This window comes from Microcoleus sp. A003_D6 (genome assembly GCF_036702825.1).
Classification (GTDB): domain Bacteria; phylum Cyanobacteriota; class Cyanobacteriia; order Cyanobacteriales; family Microcoleaceae; genus Microcoleus.
In genome coordinates, this window is the sequence record NZ_JAUBWA010000059.1 from 7,935 (window position 1) to 26,778 (window position 18,844).

General features: G+C 42.8%; 9 protein-coding genes. 7 read left to right on the top strand and 2 right to left on the bottom strand.

Going from position 1 to position 18,844, the window contains the following annotated elements:
- Position 1: 1 nt before the first annotated feature.
- Positions 2 to 4,927, bottom strand: coding sequence for an amino acid adenylation domain-containing protein (locus QUB70_RS17505; RefSeq protein ID WP_332982226.1), 4,926 nt, complete (start codon positions 4,925 to 4,927; stop codon positions 2 to 4).
- Entirely contained in the window at positions 4,927 to 11,370 is a 6,444-nt protein-coding gene (locus QUB70_RS17510; RefSeq protein ID WP_332982229.1) for an amino acid adenylation domain-containing protein, read from the bottom strand. The genes QUB70_RS17505 and QUB70_RS17510 overlap by 1 nt, the downstream gene beginning before the upstream one ends.
- Before the next feature lie 1,073 nt (positions 11,371 to 12,443).
- Here QUB70_RS17510 and QUB70_RS17515 point away from each other — a divergent pair.
- The 7 genes from QUB70_RS17515 (at position 12,444) to QUB70_RS17545 (ending at position 18,547) form a co-directional block, all read left to right on the top strand.
- Positions 12,444 to 12,659: a hypothetical protein gene (locus QUB70_RS17515; protein WP_332982230.1), complete on the top strand. Its 216-nt coding sequence runs from the start codon at positions 12,444 to 12,446 to the stop codon at positions 12,657 to 12,659.
- 876 nt (positions 12,660 to 13,535) lie between these two features.
- Positions 13,536 to 13,706: a hypothetical protein gene (locus tag QUB70_RS17520; protein WP_332982232.1), complete on the top strand. Its 171-nt coding sequence runs from the start codon at positions 13,536 to 13,538 to the stop codon at positions 13,704 to 13,706.
- Between the two features lie 1,302 nt (positions 13,707 to 15,008).
- On the top strand, positions 15,009 to 15,197 hold the full coding sequence (locus QUB70_RS17525) for a hypothetical protein (RefSeq protein WP_332982233.1): 189 nt from the start codon (positions 15,009 to 15,011) through the stop codon (positions 15,195 to 15,197).
- 47 nt (positions 15,198 to 15,244) lie between these two features.
- Positions 15,245 to 15,403, top strand: a complete 159-nt coding sequence (locus tag QUB70_RS17530; protein WP_332982234.1) for a hypothetical protein — start codon at positions 15,245 to 15,247, stop codon at positions 15,401 to 15,403.
- A gap of 230 nt (positions 15,404 to 15,633) precedes the next feature.
- Positions 15,634 to 16,035, top strand: a complete 402-nt coding sequence (locus QUB70_RS17535) for a plasmid mobilization protein (RefSeq protein WP_332982235.1) — start codon at positions 15,634 to 15,636, stop codon at positions 16,033 to 16,035.
- A gap of 65 nt (positions 16,036 to 16,100) precedes the next feature.
- Positions 16,101 to 17,897 (top strand): relaxase/mobilization nuclease domain-containing protein, encoded by a 1,797-nt coding sequence (locus QUB70_RS17540; RefSeq protein ID WP_332982236.1) that lies wholly within the window; start codon positions 16,101 to 16,103, stop codon positions 17,895 to 17,897.
- A 299-nt stretch (positions 17,898 to 18,196) separates the two neighbouring features.
- Positions 18,197 to 18,547, top strand: a complete 351-nt coding sequence (locus QUB70_RS17545) for a hypothetical protein (RefSeq protein WP_332982238.1) — start codon at positions 18,197 to 18,199, stop codon at positions 18,545 to 18,547.
- Positions 18,548 to 18,844 lie beyond the last annotated feature (297 nt).

An 18,844-nucleotide genomic window follows, 5' to 3' on the forward strand; every position in this document is an offset into this window, starting at 1 on the left:
ACTATATAACAGTAGTTGGCTCTGGCGCACTCAAAAATCCTATATTTAGGAAATAAGAAAAATAGATATTGAGTAGCTCTGCATTGACGGGCGGGCAATAAATTTCAGTTTTAGACAAGGCTTTCAGCGTATTTTGGTTGTCAAATCGAAATTCTAATTTTTGAGAATCAGATTCTTCAGGAAACATAGGTAATAGAGAATGGAGAGCATTTTCCGGGAAATCATTTACATGATGAATCAATTCTTTACGCCACTTTTCAAATGAAGTTTGTTGAACTGAATAACCAAAATTTTGTATCCAACTACTTAGATAGTTAAAAGATATCTGATGAGGATTGCTGATGTGAAAAGCCTTTCCCAATGATGACTGTGCTTGTGATATGCAAACAATAGCTTTGCTCACATAGTCTACAGGAATCATTTCTACCATCATTTCTACTTCAGGGAAACTTCCAAGTTGAATACAACCTTTAATCATCCTAAATAGCCAATCATCTGTAGCTACTGCACCCGTTTGGCTGTGTCCAGCCACGCGACCTAGCCTGTATATACAAATAGGAATTCCCCTTTCACGAGCCATCATCATTAATTTTTCTGCTACCCATTTACTTTGACCATAGCCGCTAGTCAACCCTTGGCTATATTCAAGAGGGTCTGATTCAGCAATTACCTGACGCTGAAAATAGTGAGGTGAATAGAACACACCAAGAGTAGAAATAAAATGTATGGGCTTGATTTTGATTTGGCTAGCTAATCTGAGAACGTCTTGAGTTGCCGTAACATTAGCTGCTTTTAATGCTGAGTAGGGATATATTACATTATTGAATTCCCCATTGTGATAGATGACATCAATCCGATTGGCTAAGTTTTGAAAGTCGGCTGCGGTAATACCTAAAAGAGGTTGAGATAAATTTCCAGTTACAGGAATAATTCTCGAACTGAAGCTTTCTTTCCATAGCGAATAAAATTTAAGTTGAGTTTGCACCCTGTTTTTTGCTTCATCCGAATTAGAGGCATTAACTAAACAATATATATTAGCTCTCGTCTGCTGAAGCAATTCAGATAGTAAATAACTTCCGAGAAATCCTGTTGCGTCTGTTAGGAAAATACATTTCGGTTCGCTGACATAATTGCCAGCTAGTAATTCAGGCTGAATTTCTGGATCAAGAATGGCTTCAGCATTTAAATTAAAAATATTGTCGGTAAGATTATCAAATGTTCCTACCTGACGAATCTTATCAATAAATTGGGCAATACCAACTACAGTCGGAAATTCAAATAAGCGAGGTATTGGTATATCTATGCCAAAGGCTTGATGTAACTGAGACAGCAGCCGAATGACTAATAAAGAATTTCCACCGAGTTCAAAAAAGTTATCATTAACTCCTACTTCTTTTAAACTCAATAAATTTGCCCAAATATGAGATACAATAATTTCCGTATGAGTCCAAGGCGCGGTCTTAGACTTTACCATACTGCTCATATTTCTTGTAGGTACTGGTAGCCGGCGACGATCTACTTTGCCATTGGATGTTAATGGAATAGCCTCCAACAGCACAAAGCTAGATGGCACCATGTAAGATGGTAGTTTTTGCTGAATAAATTCACTGAGATTACCTGCGAGCATTCTTTGTAGGCTTTTCAGAATACCGCTACTTTCAAGTAAATCTTGGTAACTTTGATGCCACAAAGATTGGGTTTCAGGTGTCAATATTAGTTGCACTCCTGTTTGTTGTTCTTGATGCCAAGCAATTCTCCCTTTTAATGACGATGGGAGCAAATTATTTGGTAGTTTTAGTTGTAAGTGAATTTCTTGACCGGGCGTAACATTTAACTTCCCTATCACAGCAACACCACTAAGAGAAATATCGATAGTTTCAAGTAGCACTTGATTACCATTACTCAGGTTTACTAAGCATTCAGTTTGATAAGGTAGTCGGTCTAGAAGAAGATTAGACACTATATAAGCTACTAAACGCTTATCTCCTGGCATATCTTCTCTGTCGATTACCACAGATTCTCGTACACTAGGATGTTGGTTCAAAACTGACTCAATTTCCCCCAGTTCAATACGGAAGCCACGAATCTTCACTTGATTGTCAATGCGACCAACAAATTCGAGGTTACCATCCGGTAAATAGCGGGCTAAATCACCTGTTTTGTAAAGGCGAGAACCAATATGATTGCTAAAGGGGTTGCGAATAAACCTCTGTTCAGTGAGATCGGCACGGTTTAAGTAGCCTCGTGCTAGACCATCACCACCAATGTACAATTCGCCCGGAACGCCAATAGGAACAGGCTGTAGATGAGTGTTTAGCACATATGCTTGCGTGTTGGCAATTGGACGACCTACAGGCACAGCTTTAACATCTGCCAAGTTTTTCTCTTTCCAGATATCTGGGGAGTAAATTGTAGAGGTGATGGTGGTTTCAGTTAGTCCATAAGCATTGAACCAACGAACGCGATTACTAGCTATTTTCTGCCACCTTATCAATTTATCTGGCAAAATTTTCTCACTACCAATTACAACTAATTGCAAGGAAGAAGGTAATTGAGTGTCTGAATTCTCCAAAGTAGATACCCACTCATGCCAGTAAGAAGCAGGTAGGTTAAGAACAGTCAGCTTTTCCTGGTTTATTAGCTCTTGAAACTCTGCAATAGTTGGAGGAACTGAACCAGGTCTGATAACGACAGTACCCCCCCTAATCCAAGTGGGGAATAACTCTTCGGCTGAAACATCAAAGCTAATAGAAGCAAACTGTAAAACTTTATCTGTTGCCTGCAAATCATAGTGCTTGGCAATGGAGATGCTGTGGTTGACTAATGCCTGATGCTCAATGACTACTCCTTTTGACTGTCCCGTAGATCCTGAAGTATAAATTACGTAAGCTAGATTATTCGGTGTTATCTTGCTCGTCGGGTTTTCTTCAGCATATTGGGAAATTTCTTCCCAATCAAAGTCTAGGCACACGACTTGTGCCTGATGTTGAGGAAGAGATTCAACAAACCGGAACTGGGTAAGCAGCGCTGGCACAGAGGTGTCTTCTAGCATGAAAGCTTTTCGCTCAGATGGATAGTCTGGGTCTATTGGAACGTAAGCACCACCTGCTTTGAGGATGCCTAAGATTCCTACTATCATTTCAAGAGAGCGTTCTATACAAATGCCAACGAGTGTTTCTGGTTTCACTCCCAGTGTTTGTAAATGGCGTGCTAATTGATTAGCCTTGGCATTTAGTTCTCGGTAGGTTAGCTGCTCGCCTTTAAAGATTACTGCTACGGCGTCTGGTGTTTGTTCTACCTGCGCTTCAAATAATTGATGAATACATAGATTGTGAGGATAGTCTTGTTGGGTTTGATTCCACTCCACTAATAATTTGTGTTGCTCAATCGCCGTCAAAATAGGTAAATCTGATAGTTTTTGTTCTGGATTCCCTACAATACCAGCCAACAGGGTTAGCCAATGCTCTATCATGCGGGCAATGGTCGTCGCATTAAAGAGGTCTGTACTATATTCAAATGCCCCGGTTAATCCCATATCGGTTTTCTGCAACGATAAGCTTAAATCAAATTTAGCTGTATGATTGGCTCCAGCCTCAGATATGTTAATTGTTAAATCTTTGAGATTAATCGCAGGATTAGCCTCATGTTCCAGGGCAAAATCTATTTGAAATAAAGGTGAATAGCTTAAATTACGCTCTGGTTGTAAGGCTTCGACTAACTTATCAAATGGTAAGTCTTGACGATCGTAAGCTTCTAACGCTACTTGTTTAACTTGTTGTAATAGCTCCAGAAAGGTAGGGTTATCTGATAAATCTGTACGTAGCACTAAAGTATTAACAAAAAATCCGATCAGTCCTTGGGTTTGAGGATTCTGGCGGTTCGCCACGGTTGAACCAACAACAATATCTGGTTGATTGATATAGCGATAGAGCAATATTTTAAATGCTGTGAGGAGCAAAATAAAAAGCGTCACTTTTTGCTGCTCACTCAAACGCACAAGTGCTTCACTAATCTCTGGTTCAATGGTGAAAACTTGAGTTTTTCCACGAAAGGATTGTACCGCAGGTCGGGGACGATCTGTTGGTAATTCCAACAATGCTGGCGTTCCTGCTAGTTTTTGTTGCCAGTAAGCGAGTTGTGATTCTAGGACTTCTCCTTTTAACCACTGCTGTTGCCATACGGCAAAATCTACATAATGAATATTAATTTTAGACAGATGGGGTTTACTCTGTTCAACCAAAGCTGAGTAAATGGTGGTTAATTCCTGAAAGAAAATATTAACAGACCACCCATCAAATATAATGTGGTGAATTGTTACCCATAAAACATTTTCTGTTGGGGTTAGCTGAACTAATTGTGTCCACAGTAAAGGATCTTCGGCTAGGTTAAATACATAGCTTACTGCAAGAGAAGCTAATTTTTGATACTCTAAATCTCTTTCACTGGCTGACAAAGAACGCAAATCAACAACTGGTAAAGAAAAATCTCTAGTCGGATTTATTACTTGAGCAGGTTTTCCATCTACGGTAATAAAGTTAGTGCGTAATATTTCATGGCGATCAATTGATAATTGCAAGCTTGACTCTAAAGCCGCAATATTGAGTTGACCGCTAAAATGCAAGCCAAAAGGAATATTATAGAAGGCACTCTTTGGCTGTAATTGGTTTAGGAACCAAAGACGCTGTTGGGCAAAGGAAAGAGGAAAGGTGTTGTTTTCTGTTCTGGGTATCGGAGCGATTGCACTGGCAGTTTTTTGATTATTGGCTTGGTGCAAAAAGGAGATAATGTCAGCTTTACGCTCATTAATTTCTGATTTTAGAGCAGAGGTAAGTGTCCCTTCAGGAGCGTTGCAACGAAGGCGTTCGCCTTCTATAAATAGGTTGATATCCAGCTTGCGTAGATTATTAATAAACTCAATTGTATTCATCAAAATTCCACCTCTTCTCGGTTATTAATAGTTTTGTTGCTCGTTTCGATATTTTGAGTCGCCCAATAAATTGCTTCAATGTAGCTAGAAAAACTAGCTACGGTTGGAGCTTCAAACAACTTCGATAAAGGCAGATTTAGTCCAAAGGTATGGCTCACTTTTGAGAGTAGTTGAGTTGCCAGTAAAGAATGCCCACCTGATTCAAAAAAGTTGTCATTTATACTCACTTTCTCTACTCCCAAAACTTTAGCCCAGATGGATGCTAGTAATTCTTCTGTAGGAGTGCGAGGAGCTACAAAATCTCCTTTTTGAATTAAACTATTGAGGTCGGGTGCTGGCAATGATTTGCGGTCTACTTTGCCATTCGGTGTCACTGGCAAGCACTCCAAAATCACAAAAACACTAGGCACCATATAGTTTGGTAATTGCTCTTTCAGAAAATGGCGCAGTTCACTAAAAGTTGGTGCTGGTTCATGAAGAGGGACAATATAAGCCACTAAGCTCTTTTGACCCGGAATGTCTTCTCGAACCGTAACAGCGACTTGGAGCAAGCTTGGATGTTGACTGAGTATTGCTTCGATTTCTCCGAGTTCGATACGAAAACCGCGCACCTTTACTTGGTCATCTATCCGACCGAGGTATTCGATATTGCCGTCGTTCAGGTAGCGAGCCAAATCTCCAGTTTTGTACAGGCGAGAAGTGGAGAAGTCACTAAAGGGATTGCGAATGAACCGCTCATCGGTCAAATCGGGACGGTTGAGGTATCCCCGTGCTAAACCAGCACCACCGATGTGCAACTCACCCGGAATGCCAATGGGTAAAGGCTGTCTGTTCCCATCTAAGATGTAGGTCTTGACATTACCAAGGGGACGACCGATCGGCAACTCCTTCAATTTGGTGTCGGCTAGCGATAACTCGCATATCGTGGCTCCCACAGTAGCTTCTGTAGGGCCGTAATTATTCACCAGACGAACTCGCTCTCCCACACACTCAAGCCAAGTTTTCAATCGATCGGGCAGTGCTTTTTCTCCCCCAATGATTATTAAGCGCAATGATGGGGGTAATGCTAGCGTTTCTTGACTCAAGAAAGCGGCCAGTTCGTGCCAGTAGGCTGTCGGCAAAGCCATTACAGTGATTTCCCAATTCTTGCACTTTTGCAAAAATCCCTTAATGGAGTCCAGCATGGATTCAGTACGCAAGACAAGCGTGGCACCCGAAGTCAGGCTGGTATAGATTTCTTCGGCACTGACATCAAAACTAATTGAGGAGAATTGTAAAATGCGATCGCTCTTGTCTATCTCATATTCAGCATTTACAGCCGTTATATAATTAACTAGTGACCTGTGTTCAATTAAAACACCTTTAGGTTTTCCTGTAGAGCCTGATGTATAGATAACGTAAGCTAAGTTTTCGGGCTGCACCGCGCTGGAAGGGCTTTCTTCACTATGAACAGCAATTTCTTCCCACTCTGAATCCAAACAAACAATACGCGCCGAGTGTGCAGGAAGTTTTTCCACCAACTTCTTTTGGGTAAGCAGCACTGGTACACAAGAGTCTTCCACCATAAAAGCTTTTCGCTCTAGAGGATACGTGGGGTCTATAGGGACATAGGCACCGCCAGCTTTGAGAATACCCAACAGACCGATTATCATTAAGGGTGATCGCTCTACGCAAATTCCTACCAATATTTCAGGCTCAACACCCAAGCTTTGCAAGTAATGTGCTAATTGATTCGCTTTTGCATTTAACTCTCGATAAGTCAGTTGTTCCCCTTCAAACACCACCGCTACTTGGTCAGGTGTCTGTTCCACCTGCTCTTCAAATAACTGATGAATACACTTATCTTGGGGAGATTCTTTTGTAGTATCATTCCAATCTGCTAATAGCTGCTGTTGCTCTATTGGTATCAGCAGAGGCAATTCTGATATCTTCTGTTGTGGATTGGCGACAATTCCTTTCAAGAAAGTCTGCAAATGTTGGGTCATCCGAGCGATCGTATCTGCATCAAATAAATCAGTATTGTATTCCCATTCTGCTACCAATCCATCAGCCCTATTCTCCATTGATAAGGTCAAATCAAACTTAGCTGTGCCAATTTCTACTGGATATGAGCTTACCGTTAACTCAGGCAGTTCTATAGAAGGAACACTAGCGTCCTCAAGGGCAAACATCACCTGAAATAGTGGTGTATAGCTTAAATCTCGCGTGGGATGTAATACCTCTACTAACTGCTCAAAGGGCAGGTCTTGATGGGTGTAAGCTTGCAGCGCCATTTCCTGAACTCGATTGAGTAATTGTTCAAAAGTAGGATTGCCCGACAGGTCAGTACGCAACACTAAAGTATTTACAAAAAAGCCAATTATTCCTTCTATTTCTTGTCGATTCCGATTAGCAAGTGGCGTACCCAATACAATGTCATCTTGCCCTGTATAACGATAAAGCAAGGTTTGAAATGCTGCCACTAGCAGCATAAATAAAGTGACTTCTTTTCGCTTACTATAACTAACGAGTGCTAAACTCAATTCTTGGGAAATCGCAAATGATTGATGCGCTCCTCGGAAGGTCTGAACAGCAGGTCGCGGTCGGTCAGTGGGGAGTTCTAATAAAGCTGGAGCTTCTAAGAGTTGTTGCTTCCAGTAATTAAGCTGGGTTTGTAGTATTTCTCCAGTTAACCACTGCCGCTGCCAAAGGGCAAAGTCAGCATATTGTATTGGCAACTCTGGTAAACTTGGAGACTCTCCCGAGTAAAAGGCTGTGTAAAGTTCAGTTATTTCTTTTACAAATATGCCTAGCGACCAACCATCTGAAATAATGTGGTGCATAGTCAGCAGTAAGACGTATTCTGTTTCACCTAACTGTAGCACCGTACCTCTGAGCAAAGGCTCTCGCTCTAGGTTAAAAGGTTGATTCGCTTCAGCTACAGCCAATTGTTGTGCCTCAGTTTCTCGCTCGCTTTGAGGCAAGTGAAGCAAATTTACCACTCGTAATTCCAAATTAATTGTTGAGGCAATAATCTGAACGGGTTGACCTTCTTGCGTCGCGAAGTTGGTGCGTAAAGCCTCATGTCGCTGGATAATTTCGTTGATAGCCCTTTGTAACGTCGCTATATTAAGCTGACCGCTCATACGCAACGCGAGCGAGATGTTATAAAAGGCACTTTCTGGTTGTAATTGGTCGAGGAACCACAATCTCGCTTGAGCAAACGATAAGGGGATAGGCTCTAACCTGGAAATTGGTACAAGAGGCAAAACTTCTACAGATTGTCCGTTCTTGAGAGAATTCTCGACTATAGTGGCAAATTCGACAATGGTAGGTGCTTCAAATAAGCTGCGGAATGGGAATTCGACACCAAAGGTATCGCGCACTCTTGAAATTACTTGGGTGGCTAATAAGGAATGTCCGCCCAAGGTAAAAAAATTGTCATGAACGCCTACAGAGTCAATTAAGAGGATCTTACCCCAAATACTAGCTAACATTTCCTCAATTGGAGTACGTGGGGCGACAAAAGACTCTTCCAGTTCTTTTCGCAAATCAGGGGCGGGTAAGGCGCGATGATCTACTTTACCATTGGGTGTCAGGGGCAGTGCCTCCAGCACAACAAAAGCACCCGGCACCATGTAATCGGGCAGTTTGTGTTTGAGGAAGTGGCGCAGATCAGTAATTGTGGGTGATCCTTCCTCTTGTGGAACAACATAAGCCACTAATTGCTTATCACCTGCAACGAAATCTCTGGCGATAACCGCACTCTCTCTTACACCGGGATGTTGGCTTAGTACCGCTTCAATTTCGCCGAGTTCGATACGGAATCCGCGAATTTTTACCTGATTGTCAATACGACCGAGGTATTCGATGTTGCCGTCGCTCAAATAGCGAGCCAAATCTCCAGTTTTGTAAAGGCGCGAACCCAGTTCATTGCTGAAAGGGTTCGGAATAAATCTCTCTTCAGTCAACTCAGGACGGTTGAGATAACCTTTTGCGAGTCCTACACCAGCAATGTGGAGTTCTCCGGGAACACCGATGGGAACGGGTTGGTTTTGAGGGTCGAGAATATAGACTTGGGTGTTGGCGATCGGTCGTCCAATTGATGGCAGTCCTTTACCTTTAAAGCATTCTGCAATAGTAGCACAGACAGTATATTCAGTTGGGCCGTAGAGATTAAAAAAACGCCGTCCAAGAGCCCATCGCTCCACTAAAGAAGCAGGACACTCCTCTCCCCCTACGACAATATTCTGTAAAGCGGGTAACTCCTCATCCGGGAGAGCCGCCAGCACAGATGGTACAAGGTTAGCGTGGGTAATTTTTTGCTCTTGCAATAGCTGAAGCAATGCTGGTCCCGGTTGCAATTCTTCCCGCGTTCCAAGATATAGTTGGCTCCCCGTACAAAGAGCCATAATAATTTCCCAGATAGAAGCGTCGAAGCTAACCGAAGCAAATTGGAGAACGCGGCTATCTGGATGCAGGTCAAACAGTTTGATTTGTGTCTGAACTAGATTGCACAATCCTTGGTGAGCGACTTTAACTCCTTTTGGCTTTCCAGTTGAACCGGAAGTATAAATAACATAAGCCAAATTATCCGGTGTTATACCTGTTATGGGAGAAAGCTCACTTTCTTGCGAGATTTCTTCCCAATCGGCATCCAAGCAGACTATCCGTGCTTGATGCTCTGGTAACGAGGCAAGCAGTTGTTTTTGAGTCAGTAAAACTGGTAGCTGCGAATCATCAAGCATAGAGGCAATGCGCTCAGATGGATAAGCAGGGTCTATGGGGACGTAAGCACTACCCGCCTTGAGGATGCCTAGAATTCCCACGATCATGTCAACGGAACGCTCTACACAGATGCCCACTAATACTTCAGGCTCTACACCCAAACTTTGCAGGTAACGCGCTAACTGATTTGCCTTCGCATTCAACTCTCGATAGGTCAGTTGCTCTTTTTCAAATACCACTGCTACAGCATCGGGCATTAGCTCCACCTGTTCTTCAAACAACTGATGGATGCACTTATCCTGCGGATACTCAGCCCAAGTGTTGTTCCACTTCACTAATAATTGGTGACGATCGGCTGGTGTCAGTAGAGGCAATTCTGAAATCCGCTGTTCTGGATTGAGTGCGATCGCCTCCAGTAATGTCTGGTAATGTCCCGCCATTTGAGCGATCATGTCAGCATTAAACAAGTCAGTATTGTATTGCCAGCCCGCTAGGAGAACTTCTCCCATTTCCATCATCATCACATTCAGGTCTAGGCTTGCCCCCCGTTGATGGCCGAGTGGATATGGCTCCATTTTCAAGCCCAGCTCTTTTCCTGACTCGCACCACCGTTGCTTTTGCCAAGTAAAGCTCACTTGAAACAGTGGAGACATACTGGGATCTCGTTGAGGTTGGAGTTGCTCTACTAAAAGTGGAAATGGATAATCTTGATGCTTTTGGGCTTCTTTAACTAAGCTGCTTGCCTGAACTAAAAAATCTTTGAATGTAAGGTTATCTCTTATTGTTGCTCGCAAGACGGTAGGGTTAGCAAAGTAGCCGACAACTTCTTTAAACTCTTCTCTACTCCACCGACCAGCCATTGGGCTTCCTACCAGGATGTCTTCTTGCCCGGTGTAGCGGTAAAGCAACACAAAAAAAGCAGCTAACATAACCCTGTAAAGACTTGTTTCAGTAGATTTAGCGAGCTTTCCCAGTCCTTTAATTAATTGTTCCTCTAGAGCGAAAATATGCGTTTCTCCCCGAAAGCTCTGTATCGAAGGTCTGGGTCGGTCTGTGGGCAAATTCACGATGGGCAAGTCACCAGCTAATTGTTGTTGCCAGTATTCCCAATGTTTTTCTGCCTTTGGACCTGATAGCATTTCTGACTGCCAATGTACAAAGTCGGTATAGAGCAGATTTTTAGGAAGAGAATCCTCTATCTGCTGATGGCTAATTTGTTCCGTTTCGGCTGTATGCCAGAGTTGCAGTTCAGTAAAAAGTATATCAAAAGACCATATATCCCCGGCAATGTGGTGCATGGTCAGCAACAAAATATGTTCCTCTGCCGACCGAGTAAACAGATTCAGTCGCCATACCGGCTCTTTCTCCAGATTGAAGGGGCGGTCAGTTTCTAATAAAATTTGCTCTTTTAAGTAGTCTTCGCTCCAATTTGAAGCCTCTGTTACCTGGATAGAACCTTCTAACTGTTCGTGAATAATTTGATAGGGTTTTCCTTCGTAAGTGGTGTAAGTAGTTCGGAGAATGGGATGGCGAGTGACAATTTTTTGCCACGCCCGATGCAAAGCTGTAATATCTATGGGTGAGCGAATTACTGCTGTATCAAAAATATTATATGCCACGCTTTCGGGAGCCATTTGGTAGAGAAACCATAAAGCTTGCTGACCCAAGGAGAGGGGATGAAAGGATGCTGGTGTTTCTGGAGTCATGGGGGCGATGGTATCATTCGGAACTGGCATATTGTTGGGCACTTTCAAAGTCTGGTCAATTTCAAGAAATATGGAGGGGTGGATGAGCGATCGCGCTCTCTACTTCTTCAAAGTTGTTTCAATTTAAAGAAAGATAGAGGAGCGATAGTCACCGCTTACACCCCTTGCTTCACCCACCGAGAGGTTCAAACCTATGTGCGCTCGCTCGGCTACAATTGCAACCGGAGCTATGCTTCAAGCTATGCTTCAAGCTTCTTTCTCTATCCGTAACTTATTCCATACCTGAATTAGTTCTTCAATATAGGGTTCAACATCCCGAGTTGGTGGTATTGCTATATTGCTGTTGTGTTAACCGATCGCTTCCTTTGACTTGCAAGACAGCTAACTGCACCCCTTTCCTCCTATATCTGTCACCACCTTTGAAAAAGTTGGCTCAGTACGAAATTTCTTGCCGGACGCTGCTATTGCACCCATACGTCCGCTCTTGAATACCTTGGTAACACTAATAATCTGATTTTTCGAGCCACCCCTGTAGATTTAATTTAATCTTTTGGTTAATCGTACTCATCAGCTTATCTATTAGCCATTTCTCTCAACTTATTTAATATAAATAGAAAAATAGATGCCTGTCAAGGAAAATTAAGAAGTTTCTTGTAACTTAGGGAATGTGGAGAAGAAATGTCAAAATTTACATTTACTTTGAGAGCAAATGATTCTTGAGATCAGGTATACATCCTGATATCCAGTCGTCCATGAATTTACTGAGATAACAATAATGTACGCAGTATTCTGTAAATTACAAGCAAAAAAATAGCCGTAATTTCACGCTCGACGTGCGATCGCGCCCACTGTGAAAAATCTGGTAGTAATTAAGTAGAAGTCCCTTTTGTAGCGTTAAACCCTGATTATCACCGTATCGTTCAGAAGCTATGAAAGTCTATTCATTACTTCCACAGGCTTTGAGACGGCATCTTATCTCTATAATACAGCCTCTCCCCTGCCTTTGTAAGTCCGAAAAGTCGGATCGTAAAGTCGGAAAAGTCGGATATTGCATAGTCTATCGAGCTCAGGTTCCTACAACTTTAGGAAATTGTGTAGGACTGGTGCAGGACAGCTATCAAAACCAGACAATGCTATGGCTGCGGTGGTGGGACAACGAGGGCAATGTGCTGCTGACAGGTGCAGAACGAGCCTCTAGAACCCAACAAGCACTTTTTGATGCAATTCCTCGGCTGTTGGGAATGGGATTGAATGCAGAGCAAGTGGGAGAAGCTCTGGGTTTATCAGTAGAGTTCGTCAGGCAGCATTCCCAATCTTGATGCAGCTAAATTTGGCTTTCCCGCACAAGAATTGTGGATTCTCAATCTAGCAAACCTTGCAGTGCATCCGGCTATCGCCGGCACTCCCTAAAAACCCAAGGACTCTCGTGGTCAGGGGGTAAATTTTTACCCGACTGTCAAGCTCTGCCAGACTCTAACATTTTAGTCGATTGATTGTCAGGTTAGCCAGACCACAACATTTTGCCTTCTTATCGAGGTCAGCCTTACACTCGTTTTCAGCCTCAACAGAGCGCAAAAACCAGACAGCCCAGCCTCAACTTTATTGCTTGCATAACGGCTGCTATGCTACAAAATCGCTTCTAAAATTTTAGCTGCCTGCCACTTTTCTCACACTTGCTCAACTTGATTTTTAATTCAATTTAGATGCCGTAAGTTGACTATTAAATCAATTCTGATTTTGTTAAAAACGCTAAAAAATTAGCTAATTGTTGCGGAGCGCTAAAGTCAGGCAAGTGCAGTATAAAGTCAGGCGTTTGCAGTATAAAATCAGGGGTTTGCAGGTATTTGCAGGGGCTGCACTTTACCTGCAAATATCCTGCAAATATCCTGCAAATGCCTGACTTTTTCGGTCAAATTACTGCTTTTTTGTGCTGTTCGTGCCTTCATTTGTTGGGACTGGTTATGGCTGTTCTCTCTCGGTAGCAAGCAATGTTTTTGCGATCGCAAACCATGACTAATCTGTGCTGACGAAAAATACTGCACCCTTATGAATGGGGAATCATAGGTGTTAAGTAGCTTGATTTTTACCCGCTCTTCGACTGTGCCGGCTGCTCACATTGCTCCTGTTGTTGTGACAACTTCATAGCAGCACTGGCATCAATTCCTCCCATCGCACTTGGGTAGCGAGCGATCGGCTTGAGCGACAGCTCGATCGCCCATGACGGAGCTCATAGAATCAAACAGGTGATCGGCTACCAATCTGGCGCCGTAGCTTCAGCTATTGAGGAGGATTTTGTGGCGGCAATCGACGCGGGCCTTTCTTGCATCGGTCGATATTGTGGCGATAGTTGGCGAGACGCAATTTGAAGAGTTTAATCAGCTAAAAGGTGAGGGGCGATCTCATAAAAACGCATAAAAACGCATAAAAACGCATATTGCCGAAAGTTTTCCTAGGTCTGCCGCTCTTTGATTTTCCCTTGCTGACCACGGAGAAACCATGAGCGATCGGCTTGTTGGGCAGTCTGATTGCTCATGGTTGATTCCCCGGTAAAGCGATAGGGAATAAGAAATTACTATTTCTATAAATGGATAGGCGGGGAAATTTGATTTCCTTGACCGACGTTGCAACGATCACAGACGCTCTCGCCCTTAAAACACCTTAGATGGTCTGCTCTTAAGCTGCCTTCATACCAACAGTTCAGCCGATTGCAAAGCGCGGACCCGACACCAGCAATTTATGCAACTGCCAAGGCTGACATAACGGCTACTTTGTTGCCAATTTTCTCATACTCCTTATTTGATTTTTTATTCAATTTAGATAACGGCTACTGTATTACCAATTTTTTCGCACTTGCTTAAATTGATTTTTTATTCAACTCAGGTATCGTAACTTGATTATTAAATCAATCCAGTCTTTGTTAAAAACGCTAAAAAATTAGCTAATTGTTGCGTCAGCTAAAGTCAGGCATTTGCAGTATAAAGTCAGGGGTTTGCAGTATAAAGTCAGGCGGAAAGCAGGTATTTGCCGGGGCTGCACTTTACCTGTATTTACCGGAAAATTTCCTGCAAATGCCTGACTTTTTCGGTAAAATTGCTGCTTTTTTGTGCTGTTCGTGCATTGGTCTGTTGGGACTGGTTATGGCTGTTCTCAATCGATAGCAAGCAATGGTTTTGCGATCGCAAACGGCGACTTTATATTTCAGATATAAAAATAATCCACCCCATGAAGAGAGATTACTGTCTGTATTAATAAGGTGGAGAACTATAACGACCATTGATAACTGAAAGTCGATCAACTGCTGTCAACCAAGCGGTCGTGAGGGAACGACTGCTGTCAACCGAGTGCGTAGGAGGTCACGGAACTTCGAGCACAAGATTGCATTAAAGCCGAGGGAGCGAATTATTCGTACTCCTTCATCCGACCTTCGTAATTATTCGGTTATTCGGCCTCTCACAAATGAGAATAACTTGCGGTAGAAGAAAAGAAACAACTTTTCTTTATTTCAAACATCGGACGCTCGTCCGATGTTAATTACGAAGGTCGAGCGCTCGAAGCGCGGAGTATGCGTTGACTTTTACCGTTGCCAACACGCCATCGACTGTAGATAGCGATCGCTCGCAACACAGGCATTTACAGTATAAAGTCAGGTAGTTGCTGTACAAAAGAGCGTGAGAATCCAGGCATTTGCAGGAACTGCACTCTACCTGTTTTTACCCGAACATATCCTGCTTTTCGTCTGCATTTTCCTGTCCCTTTACTGCTTTTTTGTGCAGGGACTGCCTTTGCTTGTTGAGACTGGTTATGGCAGTTCTCTCTCGGTAGCAAGCAATGTTTTTGCGATCGCAAACTCTGACTAATTCGTCCCGACAAAAAATAATGCACCTTTATGAATGGGGCATCCTAGGTGCCAAGGGGCTTAATTTTTACCCAATATTCGGCTGGGCCGATTGCTCACATTGCTCCTGCTGTTGTGGCGGCTTTTGTGGCAGCACAGACATCAATTGCCGCAACTTTTCCATCGAACCTGGGTAGCGATCGATCGCATTGCTTGCTCTCTTGTTAACCAGCCCTCGCTGTCAGACGTTTAATCGTCTTTCCAGTGCGTTCGCCTCACTCGCTATAATTTATACACAAAATTTAAATTAACTTAGAGTTGCGTAGGGGTCAATCTCTACCTTGATAAACCCTCTAATAGCCCTCTCCAATTGGGGGGGATAAAATCACCTGACTAGCGGTTGTTAATTACAGTTGTTAACTTGTATCTTGGCAAAAGGTTTTTACTGATTAAAAACTATGAAAACTTTACCGGAAGTCAGACCCAGAGAGCTGCTATCCAACCATATTCACATTCGCCTAACTGACTCTGACTACAATCAAATTAAAGCAAGAGCAGAGCAAGTCAATTTGAGCATGAGCGACTTCATGCGCCGTGCAGCTTTGAGAAGAACCATGCCGCGCCCTCTAGCTGCATTTGACTTAAAAGCTTATCAAGTGTTATGCAAGATTGATGCTCAATTGAGAATTGCCGGAAACAATATTAATCAGATGGCTAAAGCTTGCAATAGTGCTGTGGCATTGGGAGAACCCGTTGTTGTCAATACAGGACTCTTAGAAAGAGTACAGCAACTCATTCGAGAGAACCAAGCTACAATTAAAGCAATAGTTGCAAACCTCGCCAAATCTACAGTACGCTAACTATTAACAAGCCTGGGCTTTACCGCCTAAGCAATCGATGCTGTGAAACTGACACCTTTTCCGTTATGATTGGCAAACAAATTAAAGGTACAGGCTTTAGGGGCTGTCTAAACTACGTGCTGGGCAAAAAAGACGCCGCTCTAATTGGCGGTACTATGTGCGGACAAACTCCTGAAGAACTTGCTGCTGAATTTGCCATCGCCCGACAACTAAGACCGAACCTGAAAGTAGCAGTTTTTCACGCCTCCTTATCTGTCGCAAGCACCGAAAAACTCGAAAATTCTGAAGAAAATGACCAGCGCTGGCTGGCGATCGCAGCCAACTACATGAAAGCGATGAACTTTGACAACAGCCAGTATACAGTTGTCAAGCACAGCGATACAGACCATGACCACGTTCACATCGTCGCCAGTCGCATTCGCCTAGATGGAGGTGTTGTGGACGATAGCTGGGACTATTACAGAAGCCAAGAAACTATTCGCCAGTTGGAACAAAACTACAACCTGGAAACTGTTACACCCAGTTGGGAAACAGACAAGCGAGCTCAGACTACAGGAGAACACAGGCAATTAAAAAGCAAGGGAGACAAGAGTGTCAGGGTGCAATTGCAAGACCTAATTGATGAAGTCACCCAAGACAACCCAAGTATGCCACAATTCGTTGAACGGTTGCAGCAACAAGGCGTAGAGGTACAAGTCGGACTGACTCGAAATGGGTTCAGTAAAGGCATTTCTTACAATTTAGATGGGGTTGCTTTAAGTGGCTCTCAGTTGGGTAAAGCCTACAGTTTTTCGGGATTGCAGAAGCATCGAGGTATTAGTTATGACCAACAGCGAGATAACGCCCTAATTGAAGCTTTAATGCAGCCACAACACTTAGCTATTACCCCCAGCGAGGCTAAGGAGTATGAGTTAGAGTTGTCACCATCTGAGCTAACAGAAACTGCACTTACAACTCCTGCTACAGCAAATGAGTTAGAACCGCCACAATCTGAGCTAACAGAAACTGCACTTACAACTCCTGCTACAGCGAATGAGTTAGAGTCGCCACAATCTGAGCTAACAGAAACCGCACCTCTAACTCCTGCTACAGCAAATGAGTTAGAGTCACCACCATCTGAGCCAGCAGCAACCGCACCTCTAACTCCTGCAACAACAGCAATTAAATTAGAGTCGCCATTATCTGAGCTAGCAGCAACCGCACTTACAACTCCTGCTACAGCAAATAAATTAGAGTTACAACGGTCAATGCTGCCTGAAAGGAATGAAAATCAGTGGACAAGAGTGCGATCGCATCTAGCCACCGAGTACAGTTTACCTTTAGAATTGCTCGAAAAATTGCACTCTCATTCTTGGCTGTATGCTGACTCAGAAAATGCCGTCTTTACGGGACGAACGCTTGATGGGGAAGCCTCGGAAGCTTTTATTCTTGATGAAAGAGGTAACTGGACTACAAGGCATACCCTGCCATCTGAAGCAGCTTTCTGGGTAGCCACTACCGGAGAAATTGAGAGAGCTGTGATTACCTGTAACCCAATAGAAGCACTTTCAATTTTGCTGATTGAACTAGAAAATAATCAGAATAACTCTGCAACAGAACTCGCCACAATTTACATAGGAATTGAACGAGCTTCACAATTGCCTACACAATTTTTACAAGAACTTGATAGCGTTATTATAGCACTTGCAGAAGATTCTCATCTCGCTCAAAATGCGCTCGCGCTGCTGCCAAATGCAGAAATTATCAGTCCACAGTCAAGCTGGAATGATATCTGGATACAATTAAGTGAGCAAGAGCAGCGAAGTCATAGACAAAATAACCAACAGCATAAACAGCAAATTCCAAATATTGAACTGGATTAATTGTTGCCACCTTAAATTTATCTAGGATTTAAACAACGTGCTTATTTTGATAAAATCAATCACTATTTTTGATCTAATCTGTTGATGTTTGTACCAATAAATTCACTAATGTATCACAATATTTACTATCTTTATATGCTTAATTACGAAGTCAATGAAGACTGCGCTAGCTCAAACACTTTGTGATGCGACCTTGGTAAAAATAAATTATTTCTACGTTTTTTATTACTAAAGCTTACAAAAAATAAACAAATTAATTAGCGCTGTCGCGCCCCAAAATAAAGCATTGGATAAAAAAAATGGAACTGTCACAAACCTACACCTGTTACCTCAATAATTCAACTTTCGTCCAGCCAACAGAAAACGAACTGTACATCATGGGCAACGAAATGACGATTGTACTCAATTTCAAAGAAACAAGCTATCAGACAATCGGTCAAATAATCCACGCTTTGCGACTTATGCGAGACAAAAAAGCCAAAGCTCAAAGAGCAACCCTTGAAAAAGAGCTACTGGAATTAAATTTCCAATTCCCTGAAGAAAACAGCAATAGTAGCAGCAATGGTAGCAGCAATGGTAGCAGCAATGGTAGCAGCAATGGCAGTAGCAATGGCAACCGCCACAACTGCGAGCTAGAAATCGAGTGGTAATTAAATATTGCCGGATAAACAAGCTTGTCTATCCGGCACTAAATAGCAGATATTTCAACAAAAAAATGGCAAACAGAATAGCAGGATATGTATATCTCCTGCACTTTTAGAAGCCGATATGTCCGACTCGTCCGTCTCAACACTATGTCGGCTGGACAATCATATTTGGACGAAAGACTTTATCAGCATAAAAAAGGCAGAGGTGCTAAGTTTTGCCGCGCAGCCCGAGAGCGCGGAATAAAATTTGTTTTGGCAGAATGCTGGGTTGCGACAAAAGTTTTGAGAGAACAATCAAGA

Coding starts and splice junctions, on each gene's coding strand:
- QUB70_RS17545 (WP_332982238.1), top strand. CDS start 18,197: ATGGAACTGTCACAAACCTACACCTGTTACCTCAATAATTCAACTTTC.
- QUB70_RS17505 (WP_332982226.1), bottom strand. CDS start 4,927: ATGAATACAATTGAGTTTATTAATAATCTACGCAAGCTGGATATCAAC.
- QUB70_RS17540 (WP_332982236.1), top strand. CDS start 16,101: ATGATTGGCAAACAAATTAAAGGTACAGGCTTTAGGGGCTGTCTAAAC.
- QUB70_RS17535 (WP_332982235.1), top strand. CDS start 15,634: ATGAAAACTTTACCGGAAGTCAGACCCAGAGAGCTGCTATCCAACCAT.
- QUB70_RS17510 (WP_332982229.1), bottom strand. CDS start 11,370: ATGCCAGTTCCGAATGATACCATCGCCCCCATGACTCCAGAAACACCA.